Source organism: Phocaeicola coprophilus DSM 18228 = JCM 13818 (assembly GCF_000157915.1).
GTDB classification, from domain to species: domain Bacteria; phylum Bacteroidota; class Bacteroidia; order Bacteroidales; family Bacteroidaceae; genus Phocaeicola; species Phocaeicola coprophilus.
Window position 1 is genome coordinate 46,238 of record NZ_EQ973633.1, and the last position, 18,610, is coordinate 64,847.

Sequence of the window (18,610 nt, forward strand, 5' to 3'; positions counted from 1 at the left end):
TCGTTATGAAACTGAAATTAAATCAATCACTGGCTGCGTTGCTGTTTTCAGCTTCTGTGTTTACAGCATGCGCACCCGTAGCCGAACAGACTTTATCGGTGACACCTGTCCCGATGGAAGTGAACTGGCAGCGGGGATCTTTCCGTCCGGATGCTTCTACCTCTTTGTGGATTGAAGCACCGGAGGCCGACCGGAGTATTCTGGCTGAATATCTTCAGGCTTCTCCGCTGGCTCTGAAGCTGGCAGATTCCCAGTCGGGAAATCAGGTTGTCCTGAAGCAGACAGATGCTTTGGAAGGGATTACTTCACCGGAAGGATATGTACTTTCTGTCAATTCCGACGGAGTGCGGATCGAAGCTTTGTCCGGTGCAGGACTTTTCTATGGTGTGCAGACTCTTTTGCAGATGGCTGCTGATGCTCCTGAAGGCATGACTGCTGTCACCGTAAAGGATGAACCTCGTTTTGAATACCGTGGTATCATGCTGGATGTGTCCCGTCATTTCCGCAGTAAAGAATTTGTGAAACGTCAGATTGACTTGTTGTCTTACTATAAGATCAACCGTCTTCACCTGCATCTGACCGATGCTGCCGGATGGCGTATTGAAATCAAGAAGTATCCGCGTCTGACCCAGTTTGCGGCATGGCGTCCGCAGGCTGTCTGGAAAGACTGGTGGAACGGAAAGCGGGAATATTGTGAAGAAACCGATCCCCGTGCACAGGGTGGCTATTATACACAGGATGATATCCGGGAACTGGTGGCTTATGCACAGAAACACTATGTAACCATTATTCCGGAGATCGAAATGCCTTCCCATTCGGAAGAAGTGCTGACAGCCTATCCGGAACTGTCGTGTACGCATGTGCCTTATAAGCAGTCGGATTTCTGTATCGGAAATGAAAAGACGTTTGAATTTCTGGAAAACGTTCTGACTGAAGTCATGGAGCTCTTCCCTTCCGAATATATCCATATCGGAGGAGATGAAGCCGGAAAGGCTTCCTGGCCGAACTGCAAACTCTGTCAGGCACGTATGAAGAAGGAAGGACTGAAAGACGTGAATGAATTGCAGAGTTATTCCATTCACCGGATGGAACGTTTCCTGAACAGTCACGGACGCAAACTGCTGGGATGGGATGAAATCCTGGATGGTGGTCTGGCACCGAATGCAACGGTGATGTCCTGGAGAGGAACGGAAGGCGGGCTGGCTGCGATCCGTTCCGGACACAAGGCTATCATGAGCCCGGGACAATATTGCTACCTGGACGGCTATCAGGATGCTCCGTATTCACAGCCGGAAGCCATTGGCGGATATTTGCCATTGAAGAAGGTATATGGATATGAACCGGTTCCTGATTCCTTGTCAGCTGATGAGGCTAAACTGATGTACGGAGTACAGGCTAATTTATGGACTGAATATATTCCGACAGAGGAACATGCTGAGTATATGCTTTATCCCCGTGCCATTGCCTTGGCTGAAGTTGCCTGGTCAAAACCGGAAAACAAGTCCTGGGAAGATTTCCACCGTCGTGCACTGAAGATTGTGGATGAACTGAAAGCCAAAGGCTATCATCCTTTCGAACTGAAGAATGAAATTGGTAACCGTAAGGAAGCCGAGACTCCGGTGGAACATCTGGCACTCGGTAAAAAAGTGACCTATAACGCACCTTACTGGGAAAACTATCCGGCTGCAGGAGAAGCAACGCTGACCGACGGACTCCGGGGAGGATGGAACTACAATGACCAGCTTTGGCAGGGATTTGTGACCAAGGACCGTGTGGATGTGGTCATTGATCTGGAGAAAGAAACTCCGATTCATTCCGTGGCAGCAGACTTCATGCAGATCTGCGGACCGGAAGTGTTTATGCCCGAACGGGTAGTGATCTCCGTATCCAATGACGGAAAAGAGTTCACTCAGCTGGCTGAAATCAAGCATGAAGTGGTGAGAGATGATGCTGTTACTTTCAAGAACTTCGGCTGGGAAGGAGAGGCGTCGGCCCGCTACATCCGTTATCAGGCATTGGCCAGCGATAAGTTCGGCGGTGTATTGTTTACTGACGAAATCGTCGTTAAATAAATGATTGAATTATGAAAACAGGAAAGAATATACTGATGGGCATAGCCCTGACTTCTGCGCTGTTCGTTTCAGCGCAGGAGCCGGTGGATTATGTCAATCCTTTTGTGGGGACGACCAATTACGGAACGACCAACCCGGGAGCCGTAGTTCCTCAGGGAATGATGTCGGCTACTCCGTTCAATGTAATGGGGTCGGAAGACAATAAATATGACAAGGACAAGCAGTGGTGGTCTACTCCTTATGAAGTGAACAACAAGTATCTGACCGGTTTTTCACATGTCAACCTGAGTGGGGTGGGATGTCCGGATCTGGGTTCGCTGTTGCTGATGCCGACTTCGGGAGAGCTGAATGTGAAGTACACTCAGTATGGAAGTGAGTATACGGACGAAGTTGCTGTCCCGGGATATTATTCAAACATGCTGACCAAGTATGGCATCAAGTGTGAGATGACGGCTACTCCCCGTACGAGCCGTGCCCGTTTTACCTTCCATCGCGGACAGGGAAATCTGCTGATGAATCTGGGAGAAGGGCTGACCAATGAAACCGGAGCTACCGTGCGTTTCGTCAATGATCGTGAGATTGAAGGCTCCAAGTTGCTGGGTACGTTCTGCTACAATCCTCAGGCTGTATTCCCCATTTATTTTGTCATGCGTATTGACAAGGCCCCTGCCACCCGCGGTTACTGGAAACTCCAGCGGCCGATGCAGGGAGTCGAAGCTGAATGGGACGGATATTCCGGAAAGTATAAACTCTATACTTCTTATTCCAAGGAAATGAGCGGAGACGATGTAGGCGCGTGGTTTACCTTTGACACAACAGAAGGTGAAGCCATTGAAGTCAGCATCGGAGTTTCTTTTGTCAGCATCGAGAATGCCCGCCTGAATCTTGAGACGGAACAGCCGGCCGGTACGACTTTTGATCAGATCCGTGCACAGGCCCGCAAGAAATGGAATGAAGACTTGAGCCGGATTCTGGTGGAAGGAGGTACGGAAGAACAGAAAGGTGTGTTCTACACTGCCCTTTATCATACAATGATTCATCCCAATATCCTGCAGGATGTCAATGGACAATATCCTCAGATGGAAGGAGACAAGATTCTGACAACCGACCGCAACCGTTACACCGTGTATTCTTTGTGGGATACTTACCGTAACTTCCATCAGCTGATGACACTGGTTTATCCGGAACGTCAGATGGATATGGTCCGTACGATGCTTGACATGTACCGGGAACACGGATGGTTCCCCAAATGGGAACTTTATGGCCGGGAAACCCTCACTATGGAAGGAGACCCCAGCATTCCGGTCATTGTAGACACGTGGATGAAAGGCTTGCGCGACTTTGACATCAATCTGGCATACGAAGGAATGTACAAGTCGGCTACGACTCCGGGAAAAGACAACCTGATGCGCCCCGACATTGACGACTATATTGCCAAAGGATACTGTCCGCTGATGGAGCAGTACGACAATTCTGTATCACATGCACTGGAGTATTACATTGCTGACTATTCTCTGTATACACTGGCCAAGGCTCTGGGTAAGACAGAGGATGCGAAACTGTTCTACGACCGCTCCATGGGATACAAACATTATTACTGTAAAGAGTTTGGTACATTGCGTCCGATCCTGCCTGACGGTACTTTCTATGGCCCGTTTGATCCGCTTCAGGGTGCCAACTTCGAACCGAGCCCCGGTTTCCACGAAGGAAATTCCTGGAACTATACGTTCTACGTGCCGCACGATGTGAAGGGACTGGCAAAACTGATGGGCGGACAGAAACGTTTTGTCAACAAGCTCCAGATGGTGTTCGACAAGGGCTATTATGATCCCGCCAATGAACCGGACATTGCCTATCCTTATCTTTTCAGCTATTTCAAGGGAGAAGAATGGAGAACCCAGAAACTGGTGAAGGAACTGCTGGCCAAACATTATACAACGAAACCTGACGGACTGCCGGGAAATGAAGATACGGGAACCATGTCTTCCTGGGCTATTTTCAGCATGATGGGCTTCTATCCGGATTGTCCGGGAGTTCCGGAATATACACTGACCACTCCGACCTTCGACAAGATTACCATCAAGCTTGATCCGGCTTATTGGGGAACAGACAAGCTGGTGATCCGCAAGGAAGGTGGTGACGGTTATATTGACCAGATCCGTCTGGGCGGTAAGAAATATTCCAAATACCGTCTGACACATAAAGACTTGATCCATGCGGGAGAAATTACATTTGTATGTAAATAAGATATCAGATAGGATAGTTTTTTAGGTGATTAAGATTGTTGTTTCTATCTGATGCCCGTTTTGATGGGTATGAAGGGGGAGGCATCTGATGATGCCTCCTTTCTTTCTTGAACTGTTTATTAATCTTATTTGATATGAAAAAATTGAATCTGTTACTAACTTGCACATGTGCACTCTTTGCACTTTCTGTACAGGGGCAGAAACAGCTTTTGCTGTCTTCACCCGACGGAAAACTGAAATCAACCATTACCGTCGGAGACAAACTGACGTATGATATTTCCTGTAACGGTCAGCAGGTGCTGGCTCCTTCTCCGATCTCTGCAACGCTGGACAACGGAAAGGTATGGGGAGACAAGGCTCGTCTTGCCAAGGTTACGGAGAAGAAGAACGATACGCAGATTGATGCTCCTTTTTATCGCTCCAGTTGTGTACGCGATTATTACAATGAGCTGACTCTCCGTTTCAAGGGAGACTACAGTGTTGTGTTCCGTGCCTATAATGACGGGGTGGCTTACCGTTTTGTCAATCATGCCAAAAAGCCTTTCTGCATCTTGAATGAGGAAGTTGATTACCGCTTCCCGGCTGACGTAACGGCCAGCGTACCTTATGTAAATGCGGGAAAAGACGGTGATTACAACGGTCAGTTCCATAATTCTTTTGAGAATGTCTATACGACCGCTCCTATTTCACAGCTGAACAAGGAACGGTTGATGTTCCTGCCACTGGTTGTTCAGGCCACACCGGAGGTAAAGGTCTGCATCACCGAAACAGACTTGAACAATTATCCGGGGCTGTATCTGACAAATGCGAAAGGTTCCAACTCGCTGAGTGGCATACAGGCTCCTTATCCCAAGACCATGAAACAAGGCGGACACAATAACCTGCAGATGCGTGTGCAAACCCGTGAAGAATACATTGCGAAGGTAGACGGGCCGCGCAATTTCCCCTGGCGTGTAGCGGTAGTGACTACCCGTGATACACAGCTGGCTGCATCCAATCTGAGCTATCTGTTGGCTGAACCTTCCAAATTATCAGATACATCCTGGATCAAACCGGGAAAAGTAGCCTGGGAATGGTGGAATGACTGGAACCTCTGTGGCGTAGACTTCAAGACCGGAGTAAACAATGCAACCTACAAGGCTTATATTGATTTTGCTTCTCAGTATGGCATTGAATATGTGATTCTGGATGAAGGATGGGCTGTGAACCTGGAGGCTGATCTGATGCAGGTTGTGAAGGAAATAGACCTGAAAGAACTGGTAGACTATGCGGCAGCCCGTAACGTGGGCATTATTCTGTGGGCAGGATATTATGCTTTCGAACGCGACATGGAGAATGTATGCCGTTATTTCTCTGAAATGGGTGTAAAAGGATTCAAGGTTGACTTTATGGACCGTGATGACCAGCTGATGACAGATTTCAATCACCGTGCAGCTGCCATGTGTGCCAAATATCACCTGATTCTTGATTTGCACGGTACGCATAAGCCGGCCGGCCTGAACCGTACCTATCCCAATGTATTGAACTTTGAGGGAGTGCATGGACTGGAACAGATGAAATGGCGTCCGGCAGGATTCGACCAGATTACCTATGATGTAATGATTCCGTTTATTCGCCAGGTGGCCGGTCTGATGGACTATACCCAGGGAGCCATGCGTAATGCTACCCGTGAGAATTATTATCCAAGTTACAGTGAACCGATGAGTCAGGGTACCCGTTGTCATCAGCTTGCCATGTATATTGTTCTGGAATCACCTTTCAATATGCTGTGTGATTCCCCAAGCAATTATATGCGTGAGCCGGAATCCACTTCTTTCATTGCTCAGGTTCCGACGGTCTGGGATGAAACAGTGGTGCTGGACGGCAAGATGGGAGAATATATCATAACAGCCAGACGCAAGGGAGATACCTGGTTTGTCGGCGGTCTGAACAATTGGGATGCACGCGATGTGGAAGTCGATCTGTCTTTCCTTTCTTCAGGAAGTCACAAGGCTGTTCTCTTCAAGGATGGAGTGAATGCTCATCGTACTGCACGCGATTACAAGCGCGAAGAAGTAAGCGTAAGTTCCGCACAGCCGTTGAAAGTTCATCTGGCTCCGGGCGGTGGTTTTACCTTGCAGATTGATTAAGATTGAGCTTTCTTTCAGATAGCATTGGGCTCTATTCAGAAGCCGTCAGAATCGACTGCACGATGGGACAGAATCGTGCGGTCGATTGTGCTTCATCGAGCGTTCGTTGCGGCCTGATCGAGCGTTCGTTGAGGCCCCATCGTGCGGTCGATTTTTGGGCATTGGCCAGCCAAAGCGAAGGCATCGTACGGTCGTATGCGAATGACCTTTATTTCAGTTGGAGCGACCGGACTGTTCCTGTCGGCGTAATGCTCAGGAAGCCGGCTTTACTTCCTTTTTCCAGAGGAATCAGCTCCCAGGATGATTCAGGAGTTATCCGGATCTGTTCCGGCGAAACTGCCTTCAGGTCAGGCAGGAATATCAGAGTGGGAGCTGGAGATGTCTTGTCCTCCTTCCACTGGCATGTCAGTCCGTCTGTGGAACTGTAGGACAGGAGTTGTCCGTTGACTACCTGCGGATAAGGACGGGAAATGACACTACTGAAATAATCTTGCGTCTCAATGTCTTTCCACCAGCACCAGTAGGTATGTCCCAGTTTGTATTTTTCAATCAGGCCGATCTGATGCCGGGCAGACTGCAGATAACTTTTTCCCAGATAGAATGCGCCCCATTCCCCGACCAGTGCCGGCAGGTGACGTTCTCTGGCAGAAGCCGTAAGCTGACTGAAGATAAAGTCCAGACGTTCGTAGCCCGGATTAACGGCAGCATCTGTATCCACTACCCAGTCATAGGCATGAGCAGCATAGACGCACAGAGAATCAGGTTTCCCGTTTGTGTCAGCAGGTATGTGGAAGGAACTCTTTATTCCCATGTTGCAGAAATAATTATGTTCCAGAAACAGAAGATGGTTCTTGTCTGCCTGCCGGATTCTGTCGCGCAGCTTCTGGTAAAAGCGGCTCAATTCATTCTGTTCGAACCGGGAAACGGTTTCCGAAGCTGCATGAAGTATTTCAGTGAAAGCCTCTTTGTCTGTCAGCTGGTTCATAAGTTCTGCCCGCTGGTCTTCATTATCCCATACCGCAGTCATTGCCTCCGGAGAAATCTGTGTCTGTCCGTGCTTGTGAAGATACTGTATATATCCTTCCATGAATTGCTGGAAAACAGCCTGTGCCTGCGTTCCCATGAAAGGTTCGTTCATGACGTCAAAACCGATGACAGACTTGCAGTCTGCGTACCTTTCGGCCAGCATTCCCCACACATTGATGTAATGATCCTGAATACCGGTTCCATCTTTGGCTGGTGAATTGGCCCAGAAGTTGTCGAATGATTTCTGTACGGCCGGACTGATCAGATAGGAGTCGCTCCAGACCTCTCCCGTTGCATGAGGCAAGGATTCGTCAAGAGTAGCCCATTCCGGAGCACCGTTTCCGAATTTTCGTCCGAACAGATCCTGATGCATATCCAGAATAAGATAGATACCGTTTTCTTCTGCCCAACGGACTCTCCGGTCAATTTCCTGGAGATAGCTTTCATTGTATTGTCCCGGTTCTGGTTCCAGACCGTCCCAGTTAATGCCATAGCGGATGCAGTTGATTCCCCAGTTGCGGAATTCTTTGAAAAGCTGTTCATCATTTGGATAGACATATCTGTCCTCAGGAGATTTGGTTACGTGGTTGATCCCGTTGAGAACGAGTTCTCTGCCGAGTGAATCCACCAGTATTTCATTCCGGACAGAAGCGAATCTGGATGCCGGAATTTCCTGGACTGGCCGGGTACATCCTGTTCCCAAAAAAATACAGAGCAGAGCTGCTCCTATTCCCCAATAATACTTTTTCATGTTCATAGATCTTTTTTCATAGTTTACGCTACAAAGATAAGCCAAAGAAATTGCATGAATGACTTTATTTTCATTTATTTGCCTTATAAAATAAATGAATGGTTTAACCTTGAGTTTGAAACCGAAATCAAAATATGATGAAAAAAAACGGTATCTTTTTAGTTTGGGGATTCTGGCAGCTGGTTTGCCTGTCGGCTGCCGGTCAGGTCGATGTCACTTTTCATCGGGCCAGTTTGCCGGTTCTTTCCGGAGAGGAGAATAATCATGTTGGATATCTGCAGGCAATCAGGCCGGCCGGCAGCAAGGATCGTATGACAGGGCTTTCTTATTCCTTTGAGGGAACGGACTGTCTGGATCAGATAGCTGAAATATCACTGTATGCCTGTAATGCCCGGGGAAGAATGGACCGGAATAAACGGATTGCTGTGTCGAAAGTGACGGAGAGACAGGGATATTTCAGACTCCATGAGTCACTTTTATCAGATACCTGTTACTGGGCTTTTGTGGTTAAGACACGTGAGGGACTGCCCTTGTCAGGAAGGGTCAATCTGAACTGTACGGATGTAACATTTGACAGCGGAAAGGTTCATCTGGGAACGACTTATCCGGAAGGACTTAGAACCGGCATCGCTCTTCGCAAAAGCAAGCAGGACGGAGTAAATACCAGTCGCATTCCCGGGCTTGTGACTTCCCGGAAAGGAACCTTGCTGGCCATTTATGATGCACGCTGGGAATCAGGAAGAGACTTGCAGGGAGATATAGACATTGCTTTGAACCGGAGTGAAGACGGCGGAAAGACCTGGCAGCCCATGCAGCGGGTGCTGGATCGTAAAGAGTGGGGAAATCTGCCTGAAAAATATAACGGTGTGAGTGATGCCTGTATTCTGAGTGATGAAAAGACCGGAACCTTGTATGTGGCCGGCTTGTGGATGCATGGAGTTCTGGACGGAAAGACCGGCCGATGGGTAGAGGGGCTGACGCAGGACAGTACCCGCTGGATCCATCAATGGATTGAAAAAGGTTCACAACCGGGGCTGGAGATTAAGGAGACAGCCCAGTTTCTGATTACGAAAAGTACGGATGACGGAAAGACCTGGAGCGAACCGGTTAACATCACTTCGCAGACCAAGCGGCCTGAATGGTGGCTTTATGCTCCGGCTCCCGGTCATGGGATAACTCTGGAAGACGGAACGCTGGTTTTCCCTACTCAGGGACGTGACCGGAACGGTCTGCCGTTTTCCAATATAACTTACAGTAAGGATGGAGGAAAAACATGGATAGCCAGTAATCCGGCTTACTCCAATACAACGGAGTGCATGGCCGTTCAACTGGATAACGGTGACATCATGCTGAATATGCGGGATAACCGGAATCACGGTAAGAAGTCACCTAACGGGCGGAGAATCTGTGTGACTTCCGATCTGGGAACAACCTGGAAAGAACATCCGACTTCGCATGCCGTACTGACGGAGCCTACTTGCATGGCTTCTGTTCATAAGCATGTGTATCGGGCAGAAGACGGAAGCCGGAAAACCCTGCTGGCCTTCTTTAATCCCGATTCTTATCAGTCGCGTGACCATCTTACCCTGAAACTCAGCTTTGACAACGGGATGACCTGGCCTGAAAAATACTGGCTGACACTGGATGACTGGGGAGGTTTCGGGTACTCATGCATTACTTCCATTGATGAAGATACGCTGGGAATCGTTTATGAAGGAAGCGGGGCTCAGCTGGTCTTCCAGCAAATCAGGTGGAAAGATCTTCTCTGACCAATAAAAAAACTCTCCGGTTGTCAGGCAGACAGTCGGAGAGTTTGCTTATTACTGATAAGGATCAGCTGATCAGATCGGTTTATATTCTACGAAAGCTTCCATAGCTTCATAGCTTGCCAATCCCAGATGATCGTAAAGAGTTGCAGTACCACGGTTACGGTCTTCGCTACGCTGCCAGAACAAACGTTCATCGTTGCCCAGGAACGGAGCACTTTCCATCTGAGACTGGTGCTTCAGGATGGAATTACGTTTGGCGCGGAGTTCTTCCGGACTCAAAGGTACAGCCATTTCGATGTTTTCGATTTCCCATTCAGCCCAGGCACCACGATACATCCAGATGCGGCAGTCTTTGAGCCATTCAGCTCCTGCATTCTTTTCTTCATCAATTGCAGCAAATACGGCATCTGTGCAGACGCGGTGTGTACCATGCGGGTCAGCCAGGTCACCAGCTACATAAATCTGATGCGGTTTTACTTCCCGAAGCAGATTGAGAACGATTTCCACGTCAGCCTCGCTGATCGGATTCTTTTCAATCTTACCGGTTTCGTAGAACGGGAGATCAAGGAAATGGCAGCGTGAAAGCGGGATATTGTTGAACGTACAAGCCGTACGTGCTTCGCCGCGGCGGATCAGTCCCTTGATGGTCAGAATATCGCGTGTATCCATGTCACCTTCCTTCTTGGCAGCCAGGAACTGTTTGATTTCTGCATATTTGTTGCAGATCGTTTCGTTTTGGCCGTTGTCAAAGAGCTGGTTGAATCCGTTGATGAAATGCATGAAGCGGGTTACTTCCTCATCGCCAACCGCAATGTTACCTGAGGTTTCGTAAGCTACATGAACTTCGTGACCTTGCTGTACAAGTCGTCTCAGTGTTCCTCCCATGGAGATGACATCATCGTCCGGATGCGGAGAGAATACTACTACGCGTTTCGGGAATGGTTTGGCACGTTCCGGGCGGTAAGTATCGTCAGCATTGGGTTTTCCACCCGGCCATCCGGTGATGGTGTGCTGCAGGTCGTTGAACACCTTGATGTTGACATTATAGGCAGATCCGTAAAGAGCGAGCAGTTCACTCAGACCGTTTTCGTTGTAGTCTTTGTTGGTCAGCTTCAGGATAGGCTTGTTCAGTAATGTGCAGAGCCATACAATAGCGCTCCGGATCAGTTTGTCGTTCCATTCACAGCTGGTTACAAGCCAGGGACGCTGGATGCGGGTCAGGTGAGAAGCAGCAGCCAGGTCAATGCATACATTTACATTGTTATGCAGCTGAAGGAATGAAGCCGGGAGTGTATCGTTGACATTTTCTTCGACAGCTTTCTGAATGATGTCTGCCTTGTCTTCGCCCCATGTCAGCAAATAGATTTTCCGTGCACTCAGGATAGTCTGAACTCCCATGGTGATGGAGCAGGGAGGCAGATTGTCTACACCCCAGTTGCGTGCAGCTTCTGAGCGTGATGTAGCGTCCAGCAGAATCAGTCGGGTAGGAGAGCTGGCATGTGATCCCGGTTCGTTCATACCGATGTTTCCCTCGCGTCCGATTCCCATCAGAACAATGTCGATACCTCCGAAAGTCTGGATACGCTGTTCATACAGGCGGCAGTGTTCACTGATTGCATTCTGGGGGATACTTCCGTCTATGGTGAATACATTCTGGCGGTCAATGTCAGTCTGTGACAGGAACAGGCTGTTCAGCTGTCCGAAAGTGCTTCCATTTCCTTCTGTCAAAGGATAGAATTCATATAAGTTGAAGACAACGACATTGCGGAAGCTCAATCCTTCATCTTTATGTCTGCGTACGAGTTCTGTAAACAGCGGGCGCAGTGAAGTGCCGGTACCGATGGCCAGTGTACAGAATTTCCCTTCACGCTGGCGTTCCTGAATTTTGGCTGCAACTTCATCAGCTATGCGTCTGACACCTTCTTCAATGGTTTCGAAGATGTCAGTCGGAATTTTTTCCAGACGGGTCAAGACTGAACGTTCAACGGCATTTTCCGGTTTGTAGTATCTGGGGGATACATGGTTCAGTGAAATTTGTGAACTAAGGTTTGTTCTCATGGTTGTTGTTCCTCCTTCGATTAAGTTAATAAGAAAAGCAATACGCAGCAAGGATGCTGTAATCTTTCCAGACTTACAGATTCCTTGCTGCGTTTATGCGGTCAGCTTGTAATCGCAGTACTCGGGTCGTGATTACAGGTTGTTCTTTTCAATATCCTTGAAATATTTGTATGTACCGACTTTCAGTTCGTCTGTTGCTGCTTCATCGCAAACGATGATTCCATGGCGGTGCATCTGCAATGCGCTGATAGTCCACATCTGAGTGATGCCACCTTCAACAGCATGCTGCAAAGCACGTGCCTTGTTGTGTCCGTTACAGATGATCAGTACTTCCTTAGCAGAAAGAACAGTACCTACACCTACTGTTAACGCAGTTTTGGGCACTTTGTTCACGTCATTTTCAAAAAAACGAGAGTTAGCGATGATGGTATCAGTTGTCAGAGTCTTTACACGAGTACGTGAAGACAGAGAAGAACCCGGTTCGTTGAAAGCGATATGTCCGTCAGGACCGATTCCACCGAGGAACAAGTCAATACCACCGAACTTTTCGATTTCTTTTTCATAGTTTTCGCATTCTGCTTCCAGGTCAGCAGCATTTCCGTTCAGGATATGGATGTTTTCCTTGCAGATATCGATGTAGTTGAAGAAGTTATTGAACATGAAAGAGTGATAGCTTTCCGGATGTGATTCGGGCAGGCCTACATATTCGTCCATGTTGAATGTAACTACATTCTGGAATGAAACAACACCTTTCTTGTTGAGTTCGATCAGTGCTTTGTACATACCAAGAGGTGAAGAACCGGTAGGAAGTCCGAGAACAAACGGTTTTTCTTTTGTTGGTTTAGCAGCATTGATTTTGTTTGCTACATAATTTGCAGCCCAGTTAGACAATGACTGGTAGTCTGGTTCGATAATTACTCTCATGGTCGTTAACGATTTAGTTAATATATTTAATAAGTCAATATTTTTCGTTTATACCTGCAAAGATATAATGATTACGATGATTGGCAAACAAAAAAGGGACTTTTCATAGGAAAGTACCGAAAATAAAGGAAAAGGGGAATGACTGTTCTGATTTGCAGTCATTCCCCCTCAGATTATTTATGGGTACTGAATTTTATTTTTCAGCTTCCAGATTCGGAGTTGTAGGCCATCCCCAAGTCTGATACAATACAGATGTTTCAACTGATTCATCCGGTGAAAGCAATTCGATTTCACGGATTGGCAGCGGAGAATTGTAATGTGCATTCATCCAGGTATAACCGTCGAATACAGGATTGTTACTCAAGATTCTGTACGGACGAATATAGGTACTTTCTGAACGTGAGGAGATATTGGCTTTTTCGTTGTTCGGTCCTTCAATGTAGGTTACTACGTTGGTATCGTCATAACCTTCACCGTCATAGATTGCAGTTTGGTACATGCTTGCCCAGAAGTTACATCCTTCAGGGATAAACTTATTGTTCACCAGTTGATCCATAGAAGACCAGCGAACCAAATCGTTCCAACGCATACCTTCACCGATGAATTCACAACGGCGTTCACGGCGGATGTTGTAAGTTGTAGCATCAACCAACTGTCCCTGTGAATAGGCACCCCAGTCACCTTTAGCTTCCTGATTCATATCAGTTGCTCTGATTGTTTTGGTGTAATCAGGATCAACATGTGCACGGGTACGGACAGCTCTCCAATATTTGTCAGAAGTGTTGTCAAGTTTTCCATCACGCATGTATTGAGCTTCGATGTAGTTCAGGTAAGCTTCTACACCGCGGAACAAGATTTGTCCGGTTGTAGATTGAGCTTTACCATATACATTTTGAGTTTTGTCAAAGCTTTCTCCTTTACGCATACGGTAACCTGTCATATCCCCCATTTCATTGGCACGTTTGGGAGCCAATACCGGAAGGAATTTATGAACGTCGTCATTACCTGTTGACAGAATCGGAAGGTTGTTGCTTTCTCCGAATACGAACAATTGCAGACGACCGTCACGGTTTGCTTTTACATTATCCAAAGTTTCATCACCCATATAAGGCTTTTCTGCTGATGAAGCATAGATGGGCAGACCATCTTCCATCAGGAAGCTTTCGATATAACCTTTCAGCAAACCATTATAACCACCGGTTACGATGTATGCAGGGACACCATGATTGATGTTGGATGAACCGATAGTACCATAAGCTCTCCACATCAGAACTTCACTGATTCCGGACAGATCCTGACTGTTGTACATTTCGAAGTAAGGATTCCATCCATTAGTTGGAGCAAGTGGATCCTGATCAAGCACACCTGTATTTTCTGTCAGTGTAACACCGTCAGCTACTACTTGTGCAGATTCCATGGCTTGAGTAAGCAGATTCTTGATATGTGCATCTACATCAAACTGATAGTTAGGATGAATTGCAGCTCCTGGCCATCCTTCATCACCCGGTACACGTCCTGTACCTTTATGATAGGTTTCAAAAGAAGCTTCATACAGGGCTACGCGTGATTTAACAAGTTGGGCAACCTGTTTATTGATACGGTTATTTGCTGCAAATCCTTGATCTTGTAATAAGTCAATGGCTTTATCCAGATCGCTGAGGATGAAGTCTGCCACTTCATTTCTAGGCATACGCTTACCATGTGCAATCAAGTCTTCCTTGTTGTCAGTAACTACATCAGTTAAGATCGGATAATCACCATAAGTTTTCAATCGGGAGAAATAGACCCATGCACGGATAAAATACATTTCACCGATATAGTGTTTGGCATTGGTCAAGTCACTATCGTAAACTCCAGATTCGTATTTAGGCAATACATTTTCAAAGAAATAGTTACAATAACGAATCAGGCTGAAGCCTAAATCTCCGGATTGTGCAACTTTCCAATAATCTTTGGTAAAATAAGATTGGTTGGCATCTCCGCTTACCATATTATCTGTATTTGCATCTCCTGTCAGAATAGCTCCCTGTCCCCAACCACTAGGAGTTGTAAAAATGCTATTGTATTGGGAGATACTGTAAGCTCCAAGTTGATCTGCATTCTGGAAATATACCTCCGGAGTTACCTGATCCAGCGGAGCCAAATCCAGAAAGTCATTGCATGAAGTAATAGCTAAACCGGATCCGGCCAGCATACATGCTGCGAATAAACTTTTATATGTTGTTTTCATTTTTGCTTGTTATTTAGAAATTAATATTAACACCCACTGAAATAACACGTTGTAACGGATAGGTCTTACCGGCATCACCATAGAGTGAACCGATGTTTTCCGGATCGAATATACTGCTTACGTGGCTAAACGTTAACAGATTATCTCCAGAAATGTAGATACGTACATTTTCCATTGAGGCTTTCTGAGTCCATGCTTTCGGCAATGTATAACCTAAAGTGATGTTCTTCAGACGAAGGTAGGCACCATTCTGCAGGTAACCTGTTTGAGTCTGATGGTTACGTCCTGTCCAAGACGGGCGTGCATAGTATGCATCCGGGTTCTCAGGAGTCCAATAGTCCAGGTGTTCTTCAAATACATTGGATTGCCACATACCTCCGTTAGTACCCCAGAAGTAAGTACCCGGCAGCCACAAGTCACGTTTGCCGATACCCTGGAAGAACAGACGCAAGTCAAATCCTTTCCAGGAACCATCCAGTGTGAAGCCGTAATTGTAGCGTGGAGTTGAGTTACCGATTACGCGCAGGTCACCCGGATCATCTGTTGTATAAGAACCTGTATTAACACGTCCGTCACCATTCAGGTCTGCATACATGATATCACCGGCACCCCATCCGCTTCCAAGTGCACTTTGGTCTACTTTTGACAAGTGTTCTTGCATTTCAGCATCGCTTTGTGCAATACCAATGGTTGTGTAACCCCAAATTTCATTCAGCATCTGACCTTCATAATAGGTGTTCAATGAATTTGACGGGTTCGGATAACGGGTAATTTTCTGCTGAGCATCAGACATGTTGAATGATACGCCATATTGGAAATCACCAATCTGATCGCGCCATCCTAATTCAAGTTCGAAACCATAGGATTTCATATCACAGTTATTTACTTTTGGAACAGTCGTACCCAGCAAAGAAGACAATTCAGGAGCAGGACCGACCATGTCCAAAGTCTTGCGGACAAAGTAACCTACACTACCGGTTAAGCGGTTATTCAGTAAAGCGAAGTCAAGACCTAAATCCCATGACTGAATTGTTTCCCAGGTCATTAAAGAACTAACCAATCCCGGGTTTGAAGAGTAGCTGGGCAGAGAACCGTTGACGATCCATGAATAGTTGGTTCCTACTGGCATTGACTGATAGAACGGATACCAGCTGTTGGTATTGGTATTACCAAGCTGTCCCCATGAAGCTCTCAGCTTTAAGGTAGAGATTGTACTCTTTTCACCGAATTTTTCAAAGAATGCTTCACGTGCAATGTTCCATCCTAAAGAGAAAGAAGGGAAGAAACCCCATCTCTTGTCTCCGACGAAACGAGAAGAACCATCATAACGGCCATTGATTTCAGCCATGTAGCGATCTTTATAAGTATAATTGATACGACCGAAGAAACCGGCAACAGCGTTGTGTGCATATCCTCCTGTTGCGATGTCGGCATCAACAGCGGTATTCAATGTCGGAACTTCCGGAGAAATCAGCCCGTCACGTTGTCCGGTAATGCTGCGGGTAGAATATTTTTCTGCGTTGAATCCGAGCAATACTTTGAAATAGTGTCCGCTATCAAATGTTTTGGAATAGTCGGTGTATATATTGGTTGCATAATAGTTTTCTTTGTAACCATATTCATTGACACGGCTTTGTCCCGGAGAGTAAGTTCCATCACCCATGCCCCAGGCCATTGGCTGCTGATTACCGTTTATATCCCAATAATAAACAGGAAGTACGTCCCAGTGTTCGAAATCGGATTATGTACGGACCGTTCCTTCCAAATTGATATGCCAGTCCTTGATCGGTTCAAATACAACAGCCAGCTGATTGGTATAGAAATCTTTATTCTTAGTCTGTAAACCACCGTTTTCCATCTGTTCGATTTCGCTTTCGTTCATCGGGAAACCATTCGGGTCGTATGCGGGCTGGATAGGCCATTTACGGGCAACATTATGGAAAAATAAGTTGTTCATATAAGTTGGACGTCCGTAATCTTCGCGAGTCCATCGGGTAGTGTAAGTTAATTTGGCCCAACTTGCCAATTGAGTGGTGATTTTACCATTCAAGGTATATCGGTTCATATAGTCTTTACCATGACGTAACAAACCATTCTGACCTAGGAAGTTTCCACTCAAAACATATTGAGTCTTTTCATTACCGCCACTGATGCTGAGGTTATGTTCCTGAGAGGGAACCCAACTTTTATAAAATTCATTGAACCAGTCAATATTATCATAGGCACCTTCATTCCATTTTGCCCATACATTTCCGTTGGCAACAGTTGACTGAGTGAGTTTGCCGTCCATGTAGTCTTTAATGTTCTGCATATAGGCATCATTAAAGATTGGAGCTTTACCATCATTTACGTTAGCTGCATTGAACATGGTGGCAAAGTCGTATGAATTAGCCATTTTAGGAATACCGATACCATCGTTGAAACGAACGTTTCCAGAGTAATTTACGTGAGTCTTTCCAGCTTTACCATTTTTGGTAGTAATCAAAATAACACCAAATGCTGCACGTGCACCATAAATTGATGATGAAGAAGCATCCTTCAATACGGAAATGTTTTCGATATCATTCGGGTTCAAAGTATTCATGTCACCTTCTACACCATCAATCAAAACTAATGGAGAAGCGCTCGAACCCGATCCCAAGGTACCGGTACCACGAATGTTGAAGTTCATGGTTGATTCAAGTGATCCACCATTATTGCTTACAGACATGTTCAAACCCGGAATCTGGCCTTGCAGAGCTTGTGATACGTTAGACACAGGACGTGAAGCCAATACTTCCGAATCTACCATAGAAACAGCTCCTGTTAAATTGACTTTCTTCTGCGTACCGTAACCTACAACAACTACTTCGTCCAAAAGTTTGGTATCGTCTTGCAATGTGATGTTGATAGGCTGGCCATTCCAGACGATTTCTTGAGTTTGATAACCTACGAATGAAATAACGATAGTGGTTCCCTTTTCTACATTAGGGATTTCAAAGTCTCCGTCAAGTCCAGTAATTGTACCGTTAGTGGTACCTTTTACAACTACAGAGGCACCAATGATCGTTTCACCATTGGCATCTTTTACTACACCTTTACAAACACTGCCTTGCTGAACAATGTTCATTCCTGATACACCGCTGACGGGTATCGCACTGGCTATTCCGGTTGATATACCACCTAGGAATAGCAGCATACTGACAGATTTAAAGTTCTTAAACATAGATCCTTATTTATAATTATTAAAAAATTAAGGTTTCCAGTACTAACTTAGTTTTTGCTGAATTCAAACGTGTTAATTGTTGATTTGTTGAATTCATGTTCATTTTAGAAGGTATAAATCTCATATTTTTCTTATTGGATTTGAATTCCTTATTTTATTATGTATGGCTTTATTCCTTCAAAATTTATATGGGGTAGATC

Annotated in this window: 8 protein-coding genes and 1 pseudogene; 4 read left to right on the top strand and 5 right to left on the bottom strand. The window is 46.2% G+C overall.

The genetic code is table 11. The features are described from left to right. Nucleotides 1-5 precede the first annotated feature (5 nt). The 3 genes from BACCOPRO_RS03930 (at nucleotide 6) to BACCOPRO_RS03940 (ending at nucleotide 6,447) form a co-directional block, all read left to right on the top strand. On the top strand, nucleotides 6-2,072 hold the full coding sequence (locus tag BACCOPRO_RS03930) for a glycoside hydrolase family 20 protein (RefSeq protein ID WP_022277611.1): 2,067 nt from the start codon (nucleotides 6-8) through the stop codon (nucleotides 2,070-2,072). Between the two features lie 35 nt (nucleotides 2,073-2,107). Next, nucleotides 2,108-4,318 carry a GH92 family glycosyl hydrolase gene (locus tag BACCOPRO_RS03935; RefSeq protein ID WP_050765268.1) on the top strand — a complete coding sequence of 737 codons (2,211 nt, stop codon included), beginning with the start codon at nucleotides 2,108-2,110 and terminating at the stop codon, nucleotides 4,316-4,318. Nucleotides 4,319-4,452: 134 nt separating this feature from the next. After that, nucleotides 4,453-6,447, top strand: coding sequence for a retaining alpha-galactosidase (locus BACCOPRO_RS03940; RefSeq protein ID WP_008141155.1), 1,995 nt, complete (start codon nucleotides 4,453-4,455; stop codon nucleotides 6,445-6,447). A gap of 208 nt (nucleotides 6,448-6,655) precedes the next feature. Here the strand turns inward: BACCOPRO_RS03940 and BACCOPRO_RS17120 are convergent, their stop codons facing one another. After that, on the bottom strand, nucleotides 6,656-8,224 hold the full coding sequence (locus BACCOPRO_RS17120) for a cellulase family glycosylhydrolase (protein WP_162231611.1): 1,569 nt from the start codon (nucleotides 8,222-8,224) through the stop codon (nucleotides 6,656-6,658). A gap of 137 nt (nucleotides 8,225-8,361) precedes the next feature. Between BACCOPRO_RS17120 and BACCOPRO_RS03950 the strand changes: the two genes are divergently transcribed. After that, complete coding sequence (locus BACCOPRO_RS03950; protein ID WP_040311159.1) at nucleotides 8,362-9,993, top strand: sialidase family protein; 1,632 nt, start codon at nucleotides 8,362-8,364, stop codon at nucleotides 9,991-9,993. A 72-nt stretch (nucleotides 9,994-10,065) separates the two neighbouring features. Here BACCOPRO_RS03950 and BACCOPRO_RS03955 read toward each other — a convergent pair whose 3' ends face one another. From BACCOPRO_RS03955 to BACCOPRO_RS03970, 4 genes and pseudogenes are all read right to left on the bottom strand, one after another. Further along, nucleotides 10,066-12,051 carry a glucosamine-6-phosphate deaminase gene (locus BACCOPRO_RS03955; protein ID WP_008141164.1) on the bottom strand — a complete coding sequence of 662 codons (1,986 nt, stop codon included), beginning with the start codon at nucleotides 12,049-12,051 and terminating at the stop codon, nucleotides 10,066-10,068. Nucleotides 12,052-12,183: 132 nt separating this feature from the next. Beyond that, nucleotides 12,184-12,975 carry a glucosamine-6-phosphate deaminase gene (nagB, locus tag BACCOPRO_RS03960; RefSeq protein ID WP_008141165.1) on the bottom strand — a complete coding sequence of 264 codons (792 nt, stop codon included), beginning with the start codon at nucleotides 12,973-12,975 and terminating at the stop codon, nucleotides 12,184-12,186. A 193-nt stretch (nucleotides 12,976-13,168) separates the two neighbouring features. Continuing rightward, nucleotides 13,169-15,205, bottom strand: coding sequence for a RagB/SusD family nutrient uptake outer membrane protein (locus tag BACCOPRO_RS03965; protein ID WP_008141166.1), 2,037 nt, complete (start codon nucleotides 15,203-15,205; stop codon nucleotides 13,169-13,171). Between the two features lie 13 nt (nucleotides 15,206-15,218). Further along, a pseudogene (locus tag BACCOPRO_RS03970) lies at nucleotides 15,219-18,410 on the bottom strand (SusC/RagA family TonB-linked outer membrane protein). Between the last annotated feature and the right edge of the window lie 200 nt (nucleotides 18,411-18,610).